Below are 21889 nucleotides of genomic sequence, written 5' to 3'. Positions count from 1 at the left end.
TCCCCATTTTTTTAATCCTTCCTCATTCTAGCATATCTAGGGAACAATAACTATATATTATTAATAGTTATTAACTATAATTTATCAATACTGTCCTTGGCAATTTCAATAATTTCATTCCTAGACTTTACAAATGCGTCAACTACCAATGGGTCAAAGAGCTTAGCGGACTGACTATTTATATAAAAGAAAGCTCTGTGAAGGTCTAGTTCTTCCCCTTCATGGCCAATTATTAACTTATCGTATTCAATGGCAACTGCCATAACTCTTCCTGCAAGAGGGATTTCCTCTCCCTTAAGGCCTTTTGGATAACCGCTGCCATCCCAGTTTTCATGGTGATATAAAGCAAGGTTTTTGGCTTCGGCAAGGAAGGCGGCATCTGGCATATTTTCCATAATCTCAGACATAAGCTTGTAACCTATAACTGTGTGATTATTTAAAATCTCCTGCTCCTCCTCATTTAGGCTTCCTTCTCTTGATAGAATGTCCTCTGAAATTCCGATTTTACCTATATCATAGAAAGGCGCACAAATTACAATATCGGTTATTAGACTCTTTGTTAAAATGTCCTTATAGTAGCCTAGTTCAAGCATCTTATTAAGAGTAACTTCAACGTAGCGCTTTCTTGTCTCAACCCTTTCAATACCGTCATAATTTCTATATTCTAGAATCTTTGAAACAAGAATTGCCATATTTTCTTTGGCCAGTTCGATGTTTTCCATCTTCTGTCTATTCTCCATGGAATATTTAGCATTTTCCTCTGTAAGAGATAAAATATTTTCATAAAGACCCTGAATTTCATCTCCTGTTCTAATATTTATCTTTTTGAAAATGTCTACATTTTGCTGTCTATCATACTCATCCTTATACTGAAACTTATCTAGTGTTACAGTCATAGAATCTAGTGGGTAGACAAGGCCATACTTTGAAATCCAAATTCCAAAGCTTATAAATAAAACTAAGGCACCAAAGAAGATGCTTAGATATTTTCCAAAAAATACAAGTAAATGATTAACCATCTCATCGACTTTTATGTCTACTGCCACGTAGCAGACACATTTTCCATTAGAATCATAAACTGGACTATAAGAGGTAATAAGATAGCCGTACTGAGTCTTTGCAAGCACTGGCACAGTCTCATCCCCATTAAGGAAGTCATCGATGTAGGGCAGGAAGACTGTATCAAAGGTAACAACAGAGCCTAGGGCTTGTGTGGTTTTAGTATTTTCATCTAAGTCAAATATAACATGGCAGCCGTCGGACTTAAATTTATAGGCATAGATGAATCTGCAGGAGCTTGTATTTTCTAAAAGGGTTAGAAGGCGCTGCTCTGTCTCATAATATTCCTCATCCTTTGTCATGCTCTCTAAATAGTTCTCTACTGTGTCTCCATCTATCATCTCCGCCGCCACACGACTAGCATTAACTGCCATATCTGTCCTTGTATCAATCATGTAATTTCTAAATAAAGTCATGTAAATCATGATAGAAATAAAGGCTATAAAACTAGAGAAAATAATAATTACCGTCACAATTTTATGTCTTATATTAAACTTAAAACGCTTCTGCCTTTCATAGGCAATAATCTCCTCTAAAGACATAGGCTCCTGAAACCATAAGGATAGATCAAATTTATAGTAAAGTTCCCTTGGAACCAGGTTAAAGAGCACTAGGGCAAAGCAGAAAGCAAGAGTCTTATCTATAAGCTCAAAGAATAAATTTGCAATATACCAACCTGTACTAAAAGGCATTCCCTTATCAAGGAAATAATTAACAATAAAAGCATTGTAATTACTATAGCCGGTATTTCCAAGGGCAATGCTAATAAGACCCCCAAGAATTCCTCCAAAGAAGGTATAGATTAAAACTAGAAGTGTATGACTTTTAATACTTCTTTTCATACCAGACCTAGTAATAGCCACAGTGCTTAAGGCAATCATTATGTTAATAGGGTCATAAAACATAGAATTTGAGCTAATTAGCATGCCGAATATGTTTGTTAGCATGGCCACTACAATACTTGGGAGATAACCGCATAAAAGGGCGCTAAGAATAGTTCCTGATGTATCTAAATACACAGGAAGTCCAAGTTTTAGTGCCACAAGCTTTCCACCGATATTCATGAAAAGTCCCACAACCACTACTACAATTGGTATCTTTACTTGTTCCCAATATTTTGATTTCTTATGCCTTTTTAACATAGTTTTCTCCTAATCTTTTCTAGCCCATTTGTTTGATTTCTTAGCCTAAATTTTAGCCGATTACTTGCTTTATAGTTGCCACTAGCTTTGCCTGACTTACAGGCTTTAGTAAATATCCGCTTGGTAAGAGCTTAAGTACTGCCTCAATGTGTTCCCTATCATTAACCCCTGTTAAAAACACTACAGGAATATCCTTCATGTCGTTATCTGCCTTAATCATTTCAAGAGTTTGTCTGCCATCACAAACCGGCATTTCATAATCTAGTAAAATTAAATCTGGCTTGTTTTGACCAATGGCTGCCATGGCTTTCATACCTGAATTGGCTAGAGAAACATTATAGTATTCGTCTAGCATTTTCTTAATGGAGCGAAGGGTCATGGCATCGTCATCTACAATTAGAATGTCCTTTTTTTCCACTTCTCCTTCTGCCTGTAGACTTTCTGGTTTGATTTTTAAAATGCTACAAACACTTTTAAAGATCAGCTCTGCATTTATACTTCTTTCAAATCTGTAGTTTGACATGCTTTTATTGATATTCTCATAGCTTTTAATTTCCTCTGAAGACCCTACTGTCATTAGCGGTAAACCCGGATAATTCTTTGGAATAATCCCTAGCTTTGATATGTCATCTTTTGTCATGTCTAGTAACATGCATAGTACGAAATCTGGCTCAAAGAGCTTTAGCATGGACTCCACGCTGGAAAAATTATCTAGGCAAAGCTGAATTCTAAAGTATTTTTGTAGGTAGTCGTTTATTTCTTTAGATTCATTATTTGATTTTGAGATTAGTATAATTTTCTTCATAAATGTCCTTTCTACAAGAATTCTCTCATTTTTTCGGCGATTTCTTGTACTTTAGTCTCGTCTAGATCTTTAACGGCCGTATTTAATTCTGGCATTAAAGCATCAATTTCCTCTCCAAAACTATAGTCTTTAACTTTTAGCATAATTTCATCTGCAGTATCTATATCAAGGCTTTCCATGGCCTGATTTAGCATGTTTAACATGGTTTCAAGCATCTGCTTATCTCCGGCTTCCTTCTCTCCTGCCTCCACAGGTTTTGCAAAGGCCGATAGCTTGTCGCTGTAAGACAGCCATTCATTTATGAAAATGTTATGCATTCCCTCTATGATGGCAATCTTTCCGTCTTTTGCCGCAAACTCTAAGATCTTGGCCATACCTGCAAGAGGCACAATGCCGATGATGGCAGCAGCACTCTTCATGGCATGGACTTGGATGCGGTAGTTCTTGGTGGCTTCAGCGCTGGCCGTGTTGTCGGCGCTCATGAGCTCGTCGTAGAATTCATTAAGCTTTTGGGCCTGCACATTTATTAATTCTGCAAAGGATTCAAGGGATTCCTCTAGCATCTCCTTTTCTGGAAGGTGCATATAGGCATAATCCCAGTCAAGTCCCTCTACAGCTGGAAGCTCTTCTAGGAAGTCTGGGGCTTGGGCGGCTGCAGGACCGGTTGCTGCGGCTCCGGAAGGGTCGGTTGCTGCGGTGCCTGCGGCTCCAGAGTATATCTTTTCCGCCTCTTCGTCAGATAAATAGTATAATTTTGATTCAGGTATTTTATCTATCAGAGCTTTCATAAGCTTGTCTATATTTATTGGCTTTGATAGGAAGCCATCAAAACCTTTTTGCATATATTCTTCTTTTGCTCCTGCCATGGCATTGGCAGTAAGGGCAAAGATTGGTGTTTCCTTACCGTTTGGAAGCTTTCGTATTTCAAGCATTGCCTCAAGGCCATCCATTCCTGGCATCATGTGATCCATAAAGATAATGTCAAAAGTTTCTGACTTTGCCATGGTTATGGATTCTTCGCCACTAGCGGCCTCGCTAATTTGAATCTGGCTACGCTTAAGAAGACTTTTAAATACCTTTCTATTCATGGCGTTATCATCCACCACTAAAAGCTTGGCATTAGGTGCCACAAAAAGCTTTTCTTTATTTGCCTTCTTGTCCACATTTGTAGTAGTCCTAATATCCCCCATTGGGTCGTGATTGATGATTGGCTGCGCTAAGTCAAAGGAGAACTTTGAACCCTTACCATAAATACTTGAAACCTCAAGCTTTGAGCCCATAAGGTCTAGTAACTTAATAGTGATATTCATGCCAAGGCCAGTGCCCTCTACGCTTCGGTTTCTGCCAATATCAAAACGCTCAAACTCATCAAAAAGCTTAGATATATTTTCTTCTTTAATACCAATACCCGTGTCCTCAACTTCTACGTGGAGCATGACCTTGTCTCCAAGGCTGGTGCCATCCACTCGAAGCCAGATGCTGCCTGCGTCCGTGTATTTTACGGCATTGGATAAAATGTTTGTTATAACCTGACGGATTCGCACATCGTCTCCAAGTAAAACCTTTGGAAGATCTGGATTTGCCTGAACTATGAAGTTTAAGTCCTTAGCTTGGGCCTTCCAAGAAATCATATTTACTAATTCGTGAAGGAGTCCCGCAAGCTCGTACTCTATTGGGGCGATTTCCATTTTTCCAGAATCTAGTTTTGAAGAATCTAAGATGTCATTAATTAGGGATAGGAGGGTGTTACTAGCTGAGTAAATGTCGTTTGCATAGCCTCTAATATCCGCCTCGTTACTTTCTCTTAAAATCATCTCATCCATGCCAAGAATGGCATTAATAGGGGTTCTGATTTCGTGAGACATCTGGGCAAGGAAACGGGACTTGGTTTTGTTAGCATTTTCTGCCTCCTCCTTAGCCTCTCGAATTTCGTTATACTGCCTATTAATAACCGCCATGTTGCCCATCTTTGCAATAATCCAAACTAGAATTGCCACTAGTAAAATAACGACTGCGGCAAGGTAAATTCTGAAGTAAAGGTGTTCATACATTTTCGCATTTTTATATAAAAGGAAAACTGACTCCTTGTAGCTAGTGGAAAGGGAGTCGCTTAAAACCCTGATGCGAAGCTTGTGAAGACCGTAAGGAAGCCTGTCATAATTTAGAGTTTCAAGGCCGGACTGCCTGTAATAAACGCCTTCCTCATCAATTCCCTCAAGCTCAATATAAACTAAGGGGTCTGACACGGTGTAATTTAGGATACAAGGGGTGATAGAAATCTGTCCCCTGCCAGCAGGGATGTTGTAAAGGCCGTTGGTAAGCTTAATAGCCTCATTTCCTTGAGTAAACTCGCTAATAGTTATGGAAAAATGTGTATCCATATCGCCATAACTGTCTAAATCAAGGATTCGCACCCCGTCACTGCAACAAATATAGAGCTTGCTATTTTTATGATAGTTAAAGGAATTTGCCACCAAGCTTGTGTCTAGGCCGCGCTTGTAATCTAGTAAGGTGAAGCCATAGCTTTCTTCATTGGCAAGCAAATCCTTCTCCTCTAAAACATACATGCCCGTACTAGCGCTAACATAGGCCATATGGTTACTATCAATATAAACGTCATAATTGTTGGTATATGGAAAATTGTCTAGTCGAGTAATCTCCCCGGCATCGCTGTGATAGTAAATATCATTACTTGCAACATATAGGCGACCTTCAGAACAGTTGACTATTTTAAGGACGATCTGGGATTCTAGCCCTTCCTCCTTTGAAAAATGGTTCACAATATGGTCGTTACGAATCTCGTAAACTCCTGCGCCATCAGTACCAATGTAAATCCTAGACTCCGGCTCCCCTGTCACCTCATCCCCAATGGTCTCCTCTAGGGCAGACAAAATCTTGGTTACCTCAATGCCATCCTTTTTTCCAAGAGTAGTGGTAACCTCATAATTTTCAATAAAATTCACACCTAAATCAGAAGCCGCTAAAATCCTGCCATCTGTTAACTCCATACAGAATCTAAAGTGCTCCCCAAGAATCTCTGAATTACTTGAATTGTAAGTTCTCACGCTGCCATCCGCCTTAATTAAAACTAGGCCATCGGAGCCGTTATTACTAATCCAGAGATTTTTATTACTGTCTTTGAAAATGTTACGCACTCGTATACCCTCAAAGATTTTAAAGGCTTCGTTTTCCACAATTTCGCCCTTACTATCCACCGTAAGTATTCCAGAATCTGTGGCAAGGTAGAGATATTCCCCATCTGCAATCACTGAGTTTACTGAGCCTACGTCGGTGTTTTTCGTAGAGATTGCATTTACAAAAGGATTAAGGGAAAGCTTTAAAACTCCATGCATTGAGGAAGTAAACCAAACATTTCCCTGCACGTCTACAAGCATGTTTCTAATGGAGGCGTTAAAATCCGACCTTGTAAGATTTTCTAGCTCATTAGAAGTTGAAAGGTAGGCGAGTCCATTTTCCGCACTAATAAAGCAACCCTCAAAGTTGCTACTGTAATTTATGTAATTAATATTTGAAATATCTCCAATATCAATGCTTTCATAGCAAATGAAATTTCCATTCTCAAGCTTTGCCTTCTCGATTAGGTTAGAGCTTGTTCCAATGTAGAAGCAATCCTCATCAGTAGAGTACTCGATTGAGGTATAGCTGTAGTCCTTGCCTGTTGGAGAATAGATGGTCACTATATTTCCATGATCTAGGGCAAAAACCTGACCGTCCTTATTAACGCCACAAATCTGCTCTTCTCCATAGGCGCAGATGCTATCGGTGTAGCTAATCTCTGACAAAGCGTCGTAATTTGTAATCTCAAACTGGTCTACCACATAATTTGCAAGATTGGATTTATAAGCCATGAGACTGATTTTACTGATATAAGAAGCAGTGCTTATGAAAATGTTACCATTCCCGTCATCGCATATATCCCTTATGGAGTCTGAGCAAAGTCCCTCTTCTGTAGAAAAATAGTACTTATCCCCGGTCTCGTAGTTATAGCAAATCACGCCGCTATCGTTAGTGGCAATCCAAAGTCTATCAAGCCTATCTACCATAAGCTTCTTAACGTTTGAAATTTTTGTATCTATGTCCATAAATTCAAATTCCACACCGTCATATCTATAAAGTCCAGCATAGGTTCCCACATAAATGTAGCCATCACTAGTCTGGACGATATCGTTAATCTGTGAAGTATTTAAGCCATTCTCAAGACCATAGATAACACCTGTGTAGCTAATGTTAAAGTCTGTATTTAAGTTACTAGTGCTAGATGAATCAAGGGCGCTATCAATTGTAAGAGTATTTATGGCGCTGTCGGAATTTGCCAAGGCGCCAGACACACTTGAATCGGCGCTTGCAAGACTAGAGAGAGCTGCGCTGCCGGCAAGGATAAAAATTAGAATTGCTGACAATCTCTTCTTTTTCTTTCTTTGTGCTCTTTCATATCTCTTTAACTCATATTTTCTGCGATAAGCTTCCTTTCGCTTTGCATTTTCCAAAAGGAATTCCTCATCCTGACCTAAATTAAGAAAGATGCCTTCTTTTCTAAAGGCCTCAACTGCTGTAACCATAAGCATTAGAGTTAGGAATTTGTCCGGTACGTTTACCATTGCCTCTCCACAAATGCAGCAGATAACTTTTACATTGATACTAAAGGAGAGCATCTCAACAAGGGCGTCACCCCAGATATTACCTGTCATGCCGTCCTTTAATATTACATTTATTGGAGTTGAAAAGAGGATTGTTACGAAGCTTGCAGCTAGGCCGGTTACGATAACCGCAAAGAAATAGTTGGTTTTCTCCCTGCCATATAACATTTTCCCCACGCAAAAAGCACTTCCGATGCTGACGATTGAATAAAGGGCGTCAGTTGGAATGCTTAGGGCAAATACTAAATTCATCGCCACGCCTGAAATCGCGCCAGCTATCGGTCCTAGAGTTAAGCTTACAAGATAAGTTCCGTAGGCATCCATATAGAAGGGCAAATTCATATTGCTAGCGATAATTCTACCCATGCAATTAAGCACAAAACCTATGAAAATCATAGAGGCGCTGTACTTGTTGAAATGAAATTTGTAGTTATTCATTTATTCCTCACTTTGGTCACGTTACAGTTACAAATATTATAACATAATTTGTATATTATTTCATCTTTTAGTATATAGCAAAAAAGGAACCGATTAACTCGGTTCCTTTTCTCGTAATAGTTTTTCTATTTTAATTTTATGGTTGAAAATCTACTGCTGGGAAGGAATTTATATTAGTATCTGAAAAATCCCACCATTCCCCAAAATAGCCTGTAAAGCCGCAGGATTCCATTACATCTTCCATAAGTTGCGCATTGGCTGCAGCTTCAGCAGAAACATCAGAATAATCTCTATCTGCTTTAGCGGAGAAATCATCAAAGGCCGTTGGCATGGTTAATTCTGTGCCATCAAAGGTGACGAGAGTAATATCAATACTGCCCCCAAGGTTATGGGCTTTCATACCATTGGCTGGATTTGCTACATATCTAGAATCTGGTACCACTTCCCATAATTTTTCTTGAGCATAGAAAGGTCTATAGGCATCCCAAATCTTTATCTTATAGCCCATGGCCTTAAACTTTTCCTGGGCCACTGCTAATTTCTTTACGGTGCCATATCTTAAGTAAGCATCAGTAAAATCGTAAATTACCTGACCTGTGAAGTTGTCTGTAGTTGCGTATTTTAATTCCACTAGGATATCTGGAATGTAGTCTGTAACTAGCACGTAATCTGTGTTTGAAGGGCCTGAGCTTGTGTTGTCTGTTTGCTCTGTAGAGCTGGCTGTTTGATTTGAGGAAGCTTTTCTTTCTTCCTCTGCTTCTTTGGCAGCTTTCTCTTCTTCTGCTTTTTTAGCCTCTTCTGCTAATCGCAGGGCTTCTGCTTTCTTTGCTGCTAGTTCTTCCTTTGCTAAACGTATGGTCTCATCTTTTTTAACTTCCTTTACTTCCTTTGAAAGTTCTTCTAACTCAAGCATTTGAGTCTCTTCTTTGTAGACGAGTTCGGATTTTAACTGGGACTGTTTATCTTGAGATTTAGTGACTATATTTTCCTTATATAAAAATATTCCTATGCCGGAAACTATAACTAAAAGAACTATAACTGTGCTGATAATTAGATTTCTCTTACTTTTTAAGATATTCATAATTAAGTTGTCCCCTCTTTCTGAAATTTACTTTTGTATTTATTCTATTAGTATAGCATACATTTAGAGAATTCTACATATTGCTTAAAATTCTAAACAATAATTGACTCTCCCCAACTCTCGTGCTATAGTCAGCTATTGGATGGTATTCGAAAGAAGCTGTACCGATAACTTTTAATATGATTTTAAGTAAATATCACTTTATTTTGATCCTATGCATGACAGGATGTTTTGCTTATTAGGCAAGGGTACGAAAGGCGGTGATTATATGAATATAGGTTTTATTGGTGCTGGTAAAGTTGGTTTTTCTCTCGGAAAATATTTCAAACTTAACCAGCATTTTTTATCCGGCTACTATAGCCAAAACTTAGCTTCATCATTAAAAGCAGCGGAGTTTACTGACTCTAAGCAATTTAGTAACATTAAAGATCTTGTAAGTGAAAGCGATATTATTTTCCTTACAGTGCCAGATAGTGCGCTAGCCGCCCTTTCAAAAGAAATTTCCCAGTACGAGGTTTTAGGGAAAATCTTTTGTCACTGTAGTGGAGCTTTTAATCACACAATCTTATCGGAACTAAAGGACAAGGGTGCCTTTACTTTTTCGGTTCATCCATTCCTGGCAATATCAGATAAATACACGTCTTACCAGGATTTATCCAAAGCGTTTTTTACAATTGAAACTAGTCTCACAGATACTGAGATTCTTGAAAAAAAGAGACAAATCGAGGAGCTTATTAAGTCTTGCAATAACAACTACGAGTTCATCGATTCTAAGGACAAGGTTAAATACCACACTAGTGCAGTGTTTGCCTCTAATTTAATGATAGGCCTTGTGAACATGGCAACTAATCTTTTACTTGATTGTGGCTTTTCAAGTAAGAGTGCTAACTTAGCCTTATCAAACATTTTAGAGAGTAATCTTTCTAACATAATTAATAAGGGCTGTGAAAATGCATTAACTGGCCCGATAGAAAGAAACGATAGCAAAACTATTGCCTCCCACCTTGATTGTCTTAAGGGTAAAGACAATTACTTAGAGGCCTACAAGGCCCTGTCTCGCCAGTTGGTCTTAATTGCCAACAAGAAGTATCCAGACAGAGACTATTCAGAAATAAATACGCTTTTGGAGGACTAACTAGATAAAGGAGCTAAACATGAAAAGAACAGTTACAAGCCTAGCAAAGGCTAAGCAAGAGGGAAGAAAGATTAGCATGCTTACATGCTACGACTACACAACAGCTTGTCTTATGGAAAAGGCCGGCATTGATTGCATTTTAATAGGTGATTCCCTCGGCATGACAATACTTGGTTACAAGGACACACTTTCAGTAACTATGGAGGACATGATTCATCATACAAGAGCAGTATCTCGCGGATTAGAGAACACATTTTTAATAGCAGACATGCCTTTCCTATCTTACCAGACTTCCATTTATGACGCAGTTTACAATGCTGGTCGCTTGGTTAAGGAAGGTCACGCACAGGCCGTTAAGCTTGAAGGCGGTGCTAAGGTTTGTGAGCAAATCGAGGCTATTACAAAGGCCGACATCCCAGTTTGTGCCCACATCGGTTTAACACCTCAGTCTATTAACAGCTTTGGCGGTTTTAAGGTTCAGGGAAAAAATCTTAATCAGGCTAAACAGTTAATCGAGGATGCTCTTGCAGTAGAAAAGGCTGGTGCTTTCATGGTTGTACTTGAGTGCGTACCTGCAAAGCTAGCAAGCATCGTATCTAAGAAGCTTCACATTCCTACAATAGGAATCGGTGCTGGTGCTGGCTGCGACGGACAGGTTTTAGTTTACCAGGATATGTTAAACATGTTTGATGGCCTTAAGCCTAAGTTTGTAAAACACTTCGCAAATATCGGAGAGGAAATGAAGGATGCCTTTGTAAAATATGACGAGGAAGTAAAGGCTGGGGTATATCCTAGCGAGGAGCATACATTTGCAATAGACGAAGAAATTTTAAAGGAAATCGAGGAAAATTAGGGAAATGAAGATTACAAAGACAGTTGAAGAAGTAAAGAGATTTGTTAAGCCTTGGAAGAAGGAGGGCTTAAGCATTGGCTTAGTTCCAACAATGGGCTTCCTACACGAAGGACATGCTAGCCTTATTAAGAGAGCTAGAGAAGAAAACGACATCGTTATCGTTAGTGATTTTGTTAATCCTATTCAGTTTGGTGTAGGGGAAGATTTAGAGAGCTATCCTAGAGATTTTGAGGCTGATTGCCAGTTATGTAGAGATTTAGGCGTTGACTTAATCTTTAATCCAAGTCCTGAAGAAATGTATCTTGATGGCTTCCATACTCATGTTGGAGTAGACGTTTTATCTAAGGGACTTTGCGGTAAGACTCGTCCAATTCACTTTAATGGTGTTTGTACAGTAGTTTCTAAGCTTTTCAACATTGCAGAAGCTGATAGAGCTTACTTTGGTCAGAAGGATGCACAGCAGTTATGCATCGTAAAGCGCATGGTTCGTGACTTAAACTTTAACATTGAAATCGTTGGTTGCCCTATTATTCGTGAAAATGACGGCCTTGCAAAGAGCTCAAGAAATACATACTTAAGCTTTGATGAGAGAAAGGCTGCTCTTATTATTAATAAGGCTCTTACAACTGGTAAGTCTCTTCTTTTATCTGGTGTTCATGATGCAGATAAGATTAAAGAAGAAGTTACAAAGATTATTGAAACTGAACCTCTTGCAAAGATTGACTACGTTGAAATCGTTGAAACAAACGAACTTCAGCCTGTAAAGCAAATCACAGGAGAAATCCTTTGTGCAGTTGCAGTTTATATTGGTAAGACAAGATTAATTGATAATTTCTTTGCATAGAAAAAAGTGGCTTGCCGCCATGAACGTGAACGACTTTTATGGCTTAGTCGATTGGCGGCAAGCTGTTATTTAATTTAATCGGATATATTAAGGAGTAATTTATGAATTTAACAATGCTTAAGGGAAAGATTCACCGCGCTGTGGTAACACAGGCAGAATTAAACTACGTTGGAAGTATCACTATTGATAGCGAACTTCTTGAAGCTGCTGGAATCTTAGAATATGAAATGGTACAAATCGTAGACGTACAAAACGGAAACAGATTTGAAACTTACACTATTGCTGGCGAGCCAGGTTCAGGTATGATCTGCCTTAACGGTGCAGCTGCAAGACAGGTACAGGTTGGCGATAACGTAATAATTATGTGTTATGCAAGCTATAGCGACAAGGAAGCTAAGGAACATAAGCCAAAGGTAGTATTTGTGGATGAGAAGAATAAGGCTACTCGTGTGACTAATTATGAGAAGCATGGGGAGTTGGGATAGAAGGGGTTGCCGGGTTGCCGGGGGTGTGGTTTTCCGGGGGGTGGTTTCCCGGGGCTTTGGCGCCTTTTGGGGCATGGTTTTTATATAGCCCGGAACTTTGGCGCCCTTTGAGCCTTGGTTTCATGCTGGAATTCTGGGATTTTGCGGGTAAGTTGAGATTTCCCGGGACTTTGGTGCCCTTTGGGCCTTGGTTTCGTACTGGAATTCTGGGTTTTTGCGGGTAAGTTGAGATTTCTCATGTTTTGATGGTATGTGAAATTACAGGATTTGGGAAAAAATCCGGATATTCAACAGTTGATACGGGCACACAGAAGAATTCTTATTATTACCCGTATGAAGCTAGTTAAATGTTTGCAACAAGTTGCAGGTAATATTTGATTTCTTTGCTTTTGCCGGTAATCTCCTAATTGCCTTAAAACTTACAATACCGGTAGATGATAAATTTCTGGGAATTACTTGTAACTTGCTTAATCAGGGGCGAGGTTACAAAATCGGTGCTTACAAGCAAAAAGGGGTTTTTAACACTTTACCTGTACGATATTAAATTAATTTAGTTAGCCTCTTACCATCAAAATAAGATTTCTTGGCTATTACCTGTAGGTTACAAAAAACGGGATTTTTTTATTACCGGTAATTAGCAAAAAGAAAGAATTTAACTGCAGTGATTAGGAAATATAACCCTATTATAGACCCGTAACAGTCCTATAATAGGCCCGTTAACCCAAAAAGGAGTTGCCAGATGGCAACTCCTTTTACTTATCAACAACTAGATTTATTACATCATGTTGTTAGGATCATATGTATTATTTACATTGTTGTTTGTATTTGCTGAATTAGCTTGGTATGACTGATTGTTCATTCCATTATTAGCATTATACTGATATGCCTGATTGTTCATTTCATTAGGGTTAAATTGATATGGCTGATTATTCATTCCCTGACCATTTGCATTGCTAACTGGCTGTCTAAAAGTAACAGTATTAGTTGCCATATCTTTTGCGGAATTTACTGGTATGTCATTAAGCTTACATGCGATTGCATATGTGTTATCAATAATATCTGCAAATCCATCTAACATAGTTTTTTGTACAAATGCTACAATCACAAGTACAATAATTACTGGGATTGCAAAAATTTCAAGTAAATCATTATCAGAATTTAAAAATAAAATTCCTAAAATAACTGCCACTGCAATTGAAACAAACATTACTATGTTTCCCAAAAGTCTAATAGTTGTTGCACTTCTCATAATAATTATGCCTCCTAATTTTTATTTTTTAATCATATAAAAAGCAACTTATTATACCACTTTAATTACATATTGCAAAATATACTGCTAATTACACTTTTTAACTCCTTTTACTTATCAACATCTATATTCTACATCTTCATTTCCATACCAAGCTTTAAGCTCTCAAATCCACTCTTCTCGTAGAACTTCATAGCGCTTTCATTGCAAGCCCAAACATTTAAAGTTACGTTGTAGTATCCATTTTCCTTGGCAAAACTCTTAACATAATCAAGAAGTTTTGTTCCTAGGTGCTTTCCTCTAGCCTTCTCATCTACGCATAAATCGTCGATGTAAAGAGACTTTATATCTGTTAAAATGTTATCTCCTATGTGTTGCTGTGTCTGACAGAAAGCATAGCCTAAAACCTGTCCATCTTCCTCTGCAACAAAAATAGGATTTAAATCTTCCTTTATTAATTCCTCTAACTGCTCTTTAGTATACTTAGTGCCTACGTTAAAAATATCCGGTCTTCCTTCGTGATGAACTAAATTTACCTGTAAAAGTAAATCTAGAATTGTTGGAATATCCTCTTTTAAAGCTCTTCTTATCATAATACTTCCTCCTTTTGTAGATACTAATCTAGGGTAACAAAATACAGAAGAAAGAACAAGGGCTGGAATTACTAATGATAGTAACTATCACAATAGTAATAGCGATTATTCTATTCTAATTCTTAAAGTTATATTTCCTAGCTTCCGCAGTCCCAAATTCTGGTAAATACTCTTCTAGCTTGCTTGCCAAATGATTTGGAAGTGGTTTAGATAAAGCTTCATCAAACTGAATAGCGCCTATTCTTAAGGAATTAGTAAGATGTACCCACTCATTTGGATTGTCGTTTTTTTGCAACTGCATAGGATAAATCTCTATTATATTTCTTGTCGCAAACCTATTAAATGGATTAGATATCTTTGATTGTGTATAGGTTTTCTTATAATCACTATTATTAGGTCTAGCTGCAATTGCCCAATAGACATCCTGATATTTAAATAAACCACTTATTGATGAAAATTTATTATTCTCCGGATCTGCTAAAGTATTATTGTAATAATCTGGAACTTCCGCATTATCCCTAATTCTAAGAATTCTTATATTGGTATCATTTAAATCCACCTTGTAAGAATTGTCCTTATCCCCAACATCGAATTCTTTAGGGCAATATGCCTTTTCATAGTCATACTTGCAAATATTTCCGTCTGTAATTCCACTCCATAAAGATCTTGTGTTTCCGTCAGCTTCTAGAAGTAAAAGCAGTGATTTATCCTCTTTATAGATTCGCTTCCAGCCAAGAATTTTATGCTTAAAAAAGGACTTTGCAGCATCGTTACATTTTTTCTCAAAATCCTTATCCATACTTAACTTAGCCAGCTCATAATAAGCCTCTCTATAAAGAACTCTTGGTTTTGAAAATGCATCACATTCCACATAAATCTGACCATCCTTATAATCCATCTCCACACACAGCGGTAAATAGCGAGCCTTGCCATAGGCCACATTAACTTGAGTAAATAGATGCATAGCCATAATTGTAGAATTATTTATTAAGGCATCATCATTTAAAATTAGCTTTTCATCAAAGCCACGCAAATAACCGAGCTGGCGAAGCATATCCTCAAAAGCACTTGTAATAGTACTATTAATTCTATTTTCTAACTGACTATTTTCCAACTGACTATCTTTTTCTTCAACTTCCCTTTCCCACGGAACAATAAACTGTGTAGGTCGATGTTTTAAGGCAAAGCCTATTCTAATAGCATTCTTTGGATCTCCGCCATCCTTTTTAAAGACATCAGCTCCTTCTAAACAAATAAAGGCTACAGTTAGCTCGTCAGCATAAGGAAGCAACTTATCTATCTCATTTATTCGTTTAAGACTTCCAGAAACCTTATCCGAATCTAATCGATCTCCCATTATGCCTAATGGACAATAATTAATATTAAACTTGATTTGCTCACTATCTTTTAAAATGCTTTGTAGCTTTTCTATAATTTTTTCTGCACAGGCTTTATTATGGTCTTGTGCATATACTTCTATATTTAGCTTAGGTTCTTTTAGGCATTCAAAAAGCCTATCAGCAAAATACTCTTTATCCTCGTCTTCTAACACCTTATTAAAATTAATATTATCTAATTTAAGTTTTGCTCTAGCATTTTTATTTGATTTAATACTATCTATATCATCAAGTTCTGTAACCAAATCTTTTATATGGGCTAAAACTCCATCATAAATATCCTTTTTATCAGATACTGAAAGTCCTGATCCAATCTTATTTTCCTTAAAACCGTTACTACTCATTCCAACTTTATATGAAAGTAACATTGGATTATCAGCTTTCGCATAAGTTTCTAAATCTGCTATAAATTCATGCGCCTTTGGAATGCTTTCGCCACAATAAATATTATAGTAATTTAATTCTGTATCTAACCAATAATATTCATTTCCTTTTTTATAGGTTTGATAAAGTGGAAGCTTATAAAGCCTGCAATTTTTTTGAAAAATATGGACATTATGTTTTTCCTTATTAAGCCATGGATTTCTTCTCGTGCCTTCATTATTAACACTTCTTTCAGAAATCCATCTATGTATAGAACAATCACATAAAAGAATTGCTTCCCTTTTAGGTGGAATTGTTTGTAGAGAAAAAGTAACGCCATAGGAGAATAAATGTCCTTTTTCTTCAATCACTTCTGTTATGAAATGATTTCTACCAGCATAATACAACTTTAATTTATTATTATTTATTACAATGCTTTTTCCCATCAATGCATTATTAATAAGTATTGAAAAAGCTTGAAAAGTGTAGTTTTCAAGAGGAATTCCTTTATCATCAAAGAGTCTTACTTCTTCAACGGATTTAAGAGTTTTTAATGTTTCATATCCATTTTTTTCAATTTCGTCTATAAGCTCTTCTATTAATTTTTTTACCTGAGGATTCTTATACTTTCCATTAGGGTCTAAGTAATTAATCGTAAGCCATATACATAAATGTTCCGATAATTGTTCTAAATCCATCTCCCTTTCGCAAGAAAGTAACCATTTACTATCATCAGAACTTATTTTTAAAGGAGAAAGAGAAACAGCCCCCTCAAGCCACGTCTCTAAAGAATTCTTTAAGGCATAAGTTGGCAAAGAATATGTCGGATTCCAATAAGGTTTTTCTAATTTTTCTGCTTTTATTAAAATATCCTTCCAAGCCTTAGGAAAACCTATTGCATAAAGCTTACAAGTTGTATCTTTTTTTGGAAGATATCCCATTATCTTTAAATCTTTACTCACTTCTTTTTATTCCTTTCTTATAACTTTCAAAAAATGGTCCATATAAAGTTTTAGCAACAGCACCATTTTCTGGATCATTTATCATATCTTCTAGATAATCATAAATCTCATTAAGAAGATCAAAACCTTCTTTTCTATCTTCTCTTTTTCTAAAAGCACCATCTACAAAATAAACTCTTGGTGCAGGTTTAGAAGTATCTGTAATTCTACACATACGGCCAAAAATCTGTACAATTAAAATAAATATAGTTGCTACAATATCTTTTTTAATTCTTATATCTGTAATATTATCTAGTCTCATTTTTTCAGAATCGTTAAGTATTGCCCAGAACTTAGTTGCCTCGTATCTTATAGCAGTATTTTTTTCAAAAATGTTTGAATATACATTTTCATAAGCAAGTTCTGAAATATAACCGTTAACTTTTGCCGCCTTATCTTCTATGCTGCCAGGAACCGGCATTGGTCTAATCATGAAAAACACTGAAGATATGGCTGCATGTCCATTTTCATCCACAATATTATGGCCTCTCTCTATAGCAAGTGTTGGTGCTATCAAAATCTTTTCTTCTGCACTACTAAAGCTAGAAACCTCATCACGTTTAATAGAATTAAATTCTATATTATCGCTTGTGTCACTATTTGAAACTAAGGCCGCAACGCCAATATCCTGCTTGTCCTTATCTAATAGTTCTTGCAAATATATTGCTAATTTTTTTGCTTGCTCATAACTATTAACAACTAGCAAAACTTTTCCTTCTTTTTTAGCTTCATCTAAGATAACATCATATATTTTTTTGGTTAGCTCCTGTAACTTTGTAATTCTTTCATCTAGGGCGCTACCAGAAATTCTATCTGAAATTCCTAGTTCAGTAAACTCTGCTTTAGAAATGTATTCACGAATTTCATGGCTAGCCTCAATAATATAAGAAACATCTACATTTACATGGTATGAATAAGAACCCTTTGCATAGCTTGAACCAGAAAGTAAAACTACATGAGGTCCTGTATATTCCCCCTCTTCATTTACACGAAGATATGGCAATTCTGTCATCAATGCCCTACCATATGCATACTGACGATAAAGAATTATATCTCCATTATCCTTTTGAGTTATACCAAATAAATTTCCTAAAGGTGAGGATGGTAAATAACCTTGTTGACGTAACATTCTATTTTTAAAGAATGCTACTAACTCAGAATCCATCTGAGATTTATCTTCCATATCATAATACATATAGCTTATTTCACGCATATAATTATCGAAAGCAATTAATACTATTATTAAGGCAATAGTCTTTTTAGTCAGATTACTGGCCATTGGTTCATTTATACTTATCCAAGCTTCTAATCTTTCATAAAATACCCTTCTGTTGTTATAAGAATTAACTAAATTCATTATAGAAAATAATTCACTTGTTACAGATTGATTGTAATATATTAATTTACGCATTTCCTTATAACTTTTATCAGTTATTTTTTCGTTACCTTTTTCGTGTAATTCTTCTAGTAAAATAAAAGCTGACACGCTTCTTTGTAAACTTTTTAGATGTGCGCTATTACAATAATTTCTAACTACATCTGTAATATAGGCTCTAAAATTAGTTGTTAGTGAATTTAGATTAGTTTCTATATTTAAATATTCGTTATATGTCAATTCTGATAAATTAGACCAAGCCCAATACATTTTATCCTTTACACTTGTAATATAAGCATCAAAAGAAGTCTCAGGAATAAATATATTATCTAAGCTTTTTTGAGTTCTGTCACTTTCATCAAAGAATACTAGGTCAACATTTTCAACTACATATTTTAAATACAGGTCGTTATATTCCATTATCCTAGTCATTGATAAACCTGCCTCTGTAGTTATAACGATATTTCTTGTTAAGACTTCTCTTTCCATAAGAGTTGTTGGACATATATCATAATGCGGGCATAAATTATTTTCACCTCTTTTTTTAAATAGGCGGTTACAAGGCTCATTTCCATAAGACACAGCATTTTCACTAGAAGAATCATTTGCATCAATAATACAGTCTCCAGTTAAATAAGCTGCTAAATCATCGTTCAAAAATTGCGCACGTTTTCCTACTAACTTATCCAAATGCCCCAAACGATTACTTTTGCCAATCAAAGGACTTACATCACACCCTAGATTCTTAAACTCTTCGTAAAGCTTAATGACACTAGGCACTGTATCTGTAACAATCACAATTTTCTTATCCATCTTATTAAGTGTATAAACAATAATTTTTAAAAGCGTAGACTTACCAGCACCAACCATACCAACAATATTAACTAGTTCATTTATATTGATATAATTTACCTCATGAGATTTATTATCTAATATTTTATTATCCCTTAAAACCTTTATAAAATAGTCATCCCAAATTTTTTCACCCATTTCCTCAGCGTTTTTTTCAAGCTCCTTTAGGGATAATTTAATAGCTTCTCTTTTTTTACTTTTAGCAGTAGCAACAAAACTAGTTTTTTTATAAGTTAAAATGTAATCAAGATAATCCTTTTCTCTATCAGCATATATAATGCCGGTCAAATCTTTTTTAATTATCTTATCATCTTTAATGTCAAAAAGACGTATTTTAGAATACTTTTCTTTTTCATACTCTGATAATTTTTCTTGCCAATATTTTTTCGATTTACTTGCGGAAAGACAAAGTCTTGCTTGCTGAAGTAAATATTTATCGTAATTAACTAATTTATTTCCTATAACTTCATAAGCGGTAAATAATTTATAAGCTTCTGATGCTTCAACCTCAGGATATATCTTTTTTGCTATCATTAAGGACATCTCAAATCTTAAGAAATCATTCGCCTCTTTCTTTGTAGTTTTTTCATCTCCAAAACTTGGAAAGGCAGCTATTAACTTTTTTGTGTTTAATATACTTTTCATTTTATATTTCCTTTCTTATAAGACTCTTTAAATCCTTTAATCTGATACATTCAACTCTTTCAGAATAATTTTCTCCATAAAGAATATTTAGAGTTCTATTAATAACAGTCAAATAGTCCTTTCTCTCATCATAATAACTATCCGGAATAACATAAAAAGACTTATCATGATTCTTTACAACTTCTGGGAAAATGTAGTCATTTGCTATACTTTCTCTTAAAGCTTCTGGTTGTTTTACGGCCTTTGCATCCACTGCCCACTTTTTTCCATTTTTAAATTCTAATAAAATGTCAAAACTATCCATATCAGGCCACAAAAAGCAGTCTACTTTTTTCTCTTTACAATAATTAAAAATCTCAAGTTCTAACTTTCCAGGATCTGCAATATATTTCATGACTCCTCTTTTAAGGCGTAATTTATCATTATATTCCTCAATTAGTTCTAGCTTTTCAAAAGAAAAATTCGATTTAGTACAATCTTGGTTTTGACATTTATAAATGCCATTAATTTCTTTAATTGTCCAACCACACCTAGGACATACGTAATGTCCATAATCAAATCCTTCATAAGCAGAATTTATTATTTCCACAACTAAATCACTTTTGCCCATTTTAAATTTCCTAAGATCTTTTAAATCTGCAATAGGATTTTCAATTATAAATTTTCTTACTTTTACATAATCCTCTTGGTCTAGTTTAATTAGTTTCTCGTATATAATTTTTTGATCTAATCCTGCTATTAAATCACTCTCCAAAAGATTTAAATAATCTTCTGTAGCTTCGGATATATGATAGGTATTAGAACCTGTATCCTCCACTAAGGCATCTAAATAATAATAGCTGTTCTCTTTTATTTTGCTGAGGATTATTGCATTCCAATTTTCGAACCACTCACTAACTGGCTTCATAGCATAATTTCTTATAAAGGCTGTTTCATATGCAGTTCTTAGGTCAAAAGAATTGTCGTATTTTAGGGCTAGCCTAAAAAACATATCCATACCATGTTTAAGACGAGGACTATAGGGATATTTATTCTCTTTTTTAATTCTCTCTTTTTCATAAACTCCATAGATAATTAAAGCCATTGCTTTTCGAAGGTCAATAAGATCTTTCTCAATAATTTCTTTCGTCATCATTCTGTCCTTTCTGATATTGTCCCTAAAATAAAAAAATTCTTTGAAAACAATACCTATAAATATAAATTTATATGATTTCAAAGAACAATAGATACGATACGAAAAGCTAGCAAAATACAATACAAATTATAGGGTGGACTTGTAAAATCCACTTCTGCTAGTCTCTTATAAATGCAGTAGTACTGCATTCAAATTCGCGGTATTCTGTTGTTCATGTACGGTTTCATAATAATAAATATTTTTAGTGTTTACAAGAGGAAATTTAGAAATAATTAAAAAAGAACATGCAGTCAAACTACATGTCCTTAAAATTCTATGTTGAAATCTCTTCTCTTATCTTCTCAATCAATGTCACATCTGCTGGCAACCATGCCACCTCATCTAGATGTTCCTTAGTTAACCACTTTGCGGCTTCATGTTCCTTAAGAACTAAGTCGCCTTCTTCAATCTCTGACCAAAAGCAATCCATTGAAAGATGGAATGTTGGGTAGTCGTATTCTATGGTATCGATCAAGTCTCCTACCTTTATCTTAGTATCAAGCTCTTCCATGATTTCACGACGAAGGGCTTCCTTAGCTGTTTCACCTTCTTCAATCTTTCCGCCTGGGAATTCCCAGCCGCCCTTTAAATCACCATATCCTCTTTGAGTTGCAAAGATGATTGGATCACCGTTGGCGTTTTTATCTTTTATGACTGCTGCCACTACTCTAATAGTTTTCATATATCCTCCCATGTCTATTTTATTCAAAAGTTACCAAATAATCTTTACGTCCTTTTTG

Annotated in this window: 14 protein-coding genes; 4 read left to right on the top strand and 10 right to left on the bottom strand. The window is 35.9% G+C overall.

Annotated elements, in window-relative coordinates:
* Positions 1-74: 74 nt before the first annotated feature.
* From BLQ66_RS01995 to BLQ66_RS01980, 4 genes are all read right to left on the bottom strand, one after another.
* The gene (locus BLQ66_RS01995; RefSeq protein WP_074520690.1) at positions 75-2201 is read right to left on the bottom strand and encodes an HD-GYP domain-containing protein; all 2127 of its coding nucleotides are present in this window, start codon (positions 2199-2201) and stop codon (positions 75-77) included.
* Between the two features lie 52 nt (positions 2202-2253).
* On the bottom strand, positions 2254-3006 hold the full coding sequence (locus tag BLQ66_RS01990; RefSeq protein WP_074520689.1) for a response regulator: 753 nt from the start codon (positions 3004-3006) through the stop codon (positions 2254-2256).
* A gap of 11 nt (positions 3007-3017) precedes the next feature.
* Positions 3018-8102: a hybrid sensor histidine kinase/response regulator gene (locus BLQ66_RS01985; protein WP_074520688.1), complete on the bottom strand. Its 5085-nt coding sequence runs from the start codon at positions 8100-8102 to the stop codon at positions 3018-3020.
* A 136-nt stretch (positions 8103-8238) separates the two neighbouring features.
* Positions 8239-9183, bottom strand: a complete 945-nt coding sequence (locus tag BLQ66_RS01980) for a M15 family metallopeptidase (RefSeq protein ID WP_242869308.1) — start codon at positions 9181-9183, stop codon at positions 8239-8241.
* A gap of 268 nt (positions 9184-9451) precedes the next feature.
* Between BLQ66_RS01980 and BLQ66_RS01975 the strand changes: the two genes are divergently transcribed.
* The 4 genes from BLQ66_RS01975 (at position 9452) to panD (ending at position 12500) form a co-directional block, all read left to right on the top strand.
* On the top strand, positions 9452-10318 hold the full coding sequence (locus tag BLQ66_RS01975; RefSeq protein WP_074520687.1) for a Rossmann-like and DUF2520 domain-containing protein: 867 nt from the start codon (positions 9452-9454) through the stop codon (positions 10316-10318).
* Positions 10319-10337: 19 nt separating this feature from the next.
* A complete protein-coding gene (gene panB, locus BLQ66_RS01970; RefSeq protein WP_074520686.1) occupies positions 10338-11171 on the top strand; it encodes a 3-methyl-2-oxobutanoate hydroxymethyltransferase in 834 nt (277 codons plus the stop codon).
* A gap of 4 nt (positions 11172-11175) precedes the next feature.
* Positions 11176-12015 carry a pantoate--beta-alanine ligase gene (gene panC / locus BLQ66_RS01965; RefSeq protein ID WP_074520685.1) on the top strand — a complete coding sequence of 280 codons (840 nt, stop codon included), beginning with the start codon at positions 11176-11178 and terminating at the stop codon, positions 12013-12015.
* A gap of 101 nt (positions 12016-12116) precedes the next feature.
* Entirely contained in the window at positions 12117-12500 is a 384-nt protein-coding gene (panD, locus tag BLQ66_RS01960; protein ID WP_074520684.1) for an aspartate 1-decarboxylase, read from the top strand.
* A 775-nt stretch (positions 12501-13275) separates the two neighbouring features.
* Here the strand turns inward: panD and BLQ66_RS01950 are convergent.
* The 6 genes from BLQ66_RS01950 to BLQ66_RS01925 all read right to left on the bottom strand — a co-directional run bounded on the left by BLQ66_RS01950 (position 13276) and on the right by BLQ66_RS01925 (position 21831).
* On the bottom strand, positions 13276-13749 hold the full coding sequence (locus tag BLQ66_RS01950) for a hypothetical protein (RefSeq protein ID WP_074520682.1): 474 nt from the start codon (positions 13747-13749) through the stop codon (positions 13276-13278).
* A gap of 131 nt (positions 13750-13880) precedes the next feature.
* On the bottom strand, positions 13881-14345 hold the full coding sequence (locus tag BLQ66_RS01945) for a GNAT family N-acetyltransferase (RefSeq protein WP_074520681.1): 465 nt from the start codon (positions 14343-14345) through the stop codon (positions 13881-13883).
* Between the two features lie 112 nt (positions 14346-14457).
* Positions 14458-17064 (bottom strand): pPIWI_RE module domain-containing protein, encoded by a 2607-nt coding sequence (locus BLQ66_RS01940; protein WP_074520680.1) that lies wholly within the window; start codon positions 17062-17064, stop codon positions 14458-14460.
* A complete protein-coding gene (locus BLQ66_RS01935; protein WP_074520679.1) occupies positions 17057-19975 on the bottom strand; it encodes a pPIWI_RE_Z domain-containing protein in 2919 nt (972 codons plus the stop codon). The genes BLQ66_RS01940 and BLQ66_RS01935 overlap by 8 nt, the downstream gene beginning before the upstream one ends.
* Position 19976: 1 nt before the next feature.
* Complete coding sequence (locus BLQ66_RS01930) at positions 19977-21110, bottom strand: restriction endonuclease-related protein (RefSeq protein ID WP_074520678.1); 1134 nt, start codon at positions 21108-21110, stop codon at positions 19977-19979.
* A gap of 313 nt (positions 21111-21423) precedes the next feature.
* Entirely contained in the window at positions 21424-21831 is a 408-nt protein-coding gene (locus BLQ66_RS01925) for a (deoxy)nucleoside triphosphate pyrophosphohydrolase (RefSeq protein WP_074520677.1), read from the bottom strand.
* Positions 21832-21889 lie beyond the last annotated feature (58 nt).

This window comes from Lachnospira pectinoschiza (assembly GCF_900103815.1).
In the GTDB taxonomy this organism is placed as follows: domain Bacteria; phylum Bacillota; class Clostridia; order Lachnospirales; family Lachnospiraceae; genus Lachnospira; species Lachnospira pectinoschiza_B.
Note: the sequence above shows the minus strand (reverse complement) of the source record. Positions and strands in the feature narration are given on the sequence as shown.

Bases quoted from the DNA above. Each gene is read 5' to 3' on its own strand.
- BLQ66_RS01995 (WP_074520690.1), bottom strand. From the start codon at position 2,201: ATGTTAAAAAGGCATAAGAAATCAAAATATTGGGAACAAGTAAAGATA.
- BLQ66_RS01990 (WP_074520689.1), bottom strand. From the start codon at position 3,006: ATGAAGAAAATTATACTAATCTCAAAATCAAATAATGAATCTAAAGAA.
- BLQ66_RS01985 (WP_074520688.1), bottom strand. From the start codon at position 8,102: ATGAATAACTACAAATTTCATTTCAACAAGTACAGCGCCTCTATGATT.
- BLQ66_RS01980 (WP_242869308.1), bottom strand. From the start codon at position 9,183: ATGAATATCTTAAAAAGTAAGAGAAATCTAATTATCAGCACAGTTATA.
- BLQ66_RS01975 (WP_074520687.1), top strand. From the start codon at position 9,452: ATGAATATAGGTTTTATTGGTGCTGGTAAAGTTGGTTTTTCTCTCGGA.
- panB (WP_074520686.1), top strand. From the start codon at position 10,338: ATGAAAAGAACAGTTACAAGCCTAGCAAAGGCTAAGCAAGAGGGAAGA.
- panC (WP_074520685.1), top strand. From the start codon at position 11,176: ATGAAGATTACAAAGACAGTTGAAGAAGTAAAGAGATTTGTTAAGCCT.
- panD (WP_074520684.1), top strand. From the start codon at position 12,117: ATGAATTTAACAATGCTTAAGGGAAAGATTCACCGCGCTGTGGTAACA.
- BLQ66_RS01950 (WP_074520682.1), bottom strand. From the start codon at position 13,749: ATGAGAAGTGCAACAACTATTAGACTTTTGGGAAACATAGTAATGTTT.
- BLQ66_RS01935 (WP_074520679.1), bottom strand. From the start codon at position 19,975: ATGAAAAGTATATTAAACACAAAAAAGTTAATAGCTGCCTTTCCAAGT.
- BLQ66_RS01930 (WP_074520678.1), bottom strand. From the start codon at position 21,110: ATGATGACGAAAGAAATTATTGAGAAAGATCTTATTGACCTTCGAAAA.
- BLQ66_RS01925 (WP_074520677.1), bottom strand. From the start codon at position 21,831: ATGAAAACTATTAGAGTAGTGGCAGCAGTCATAAAAGATAAAAACGCC.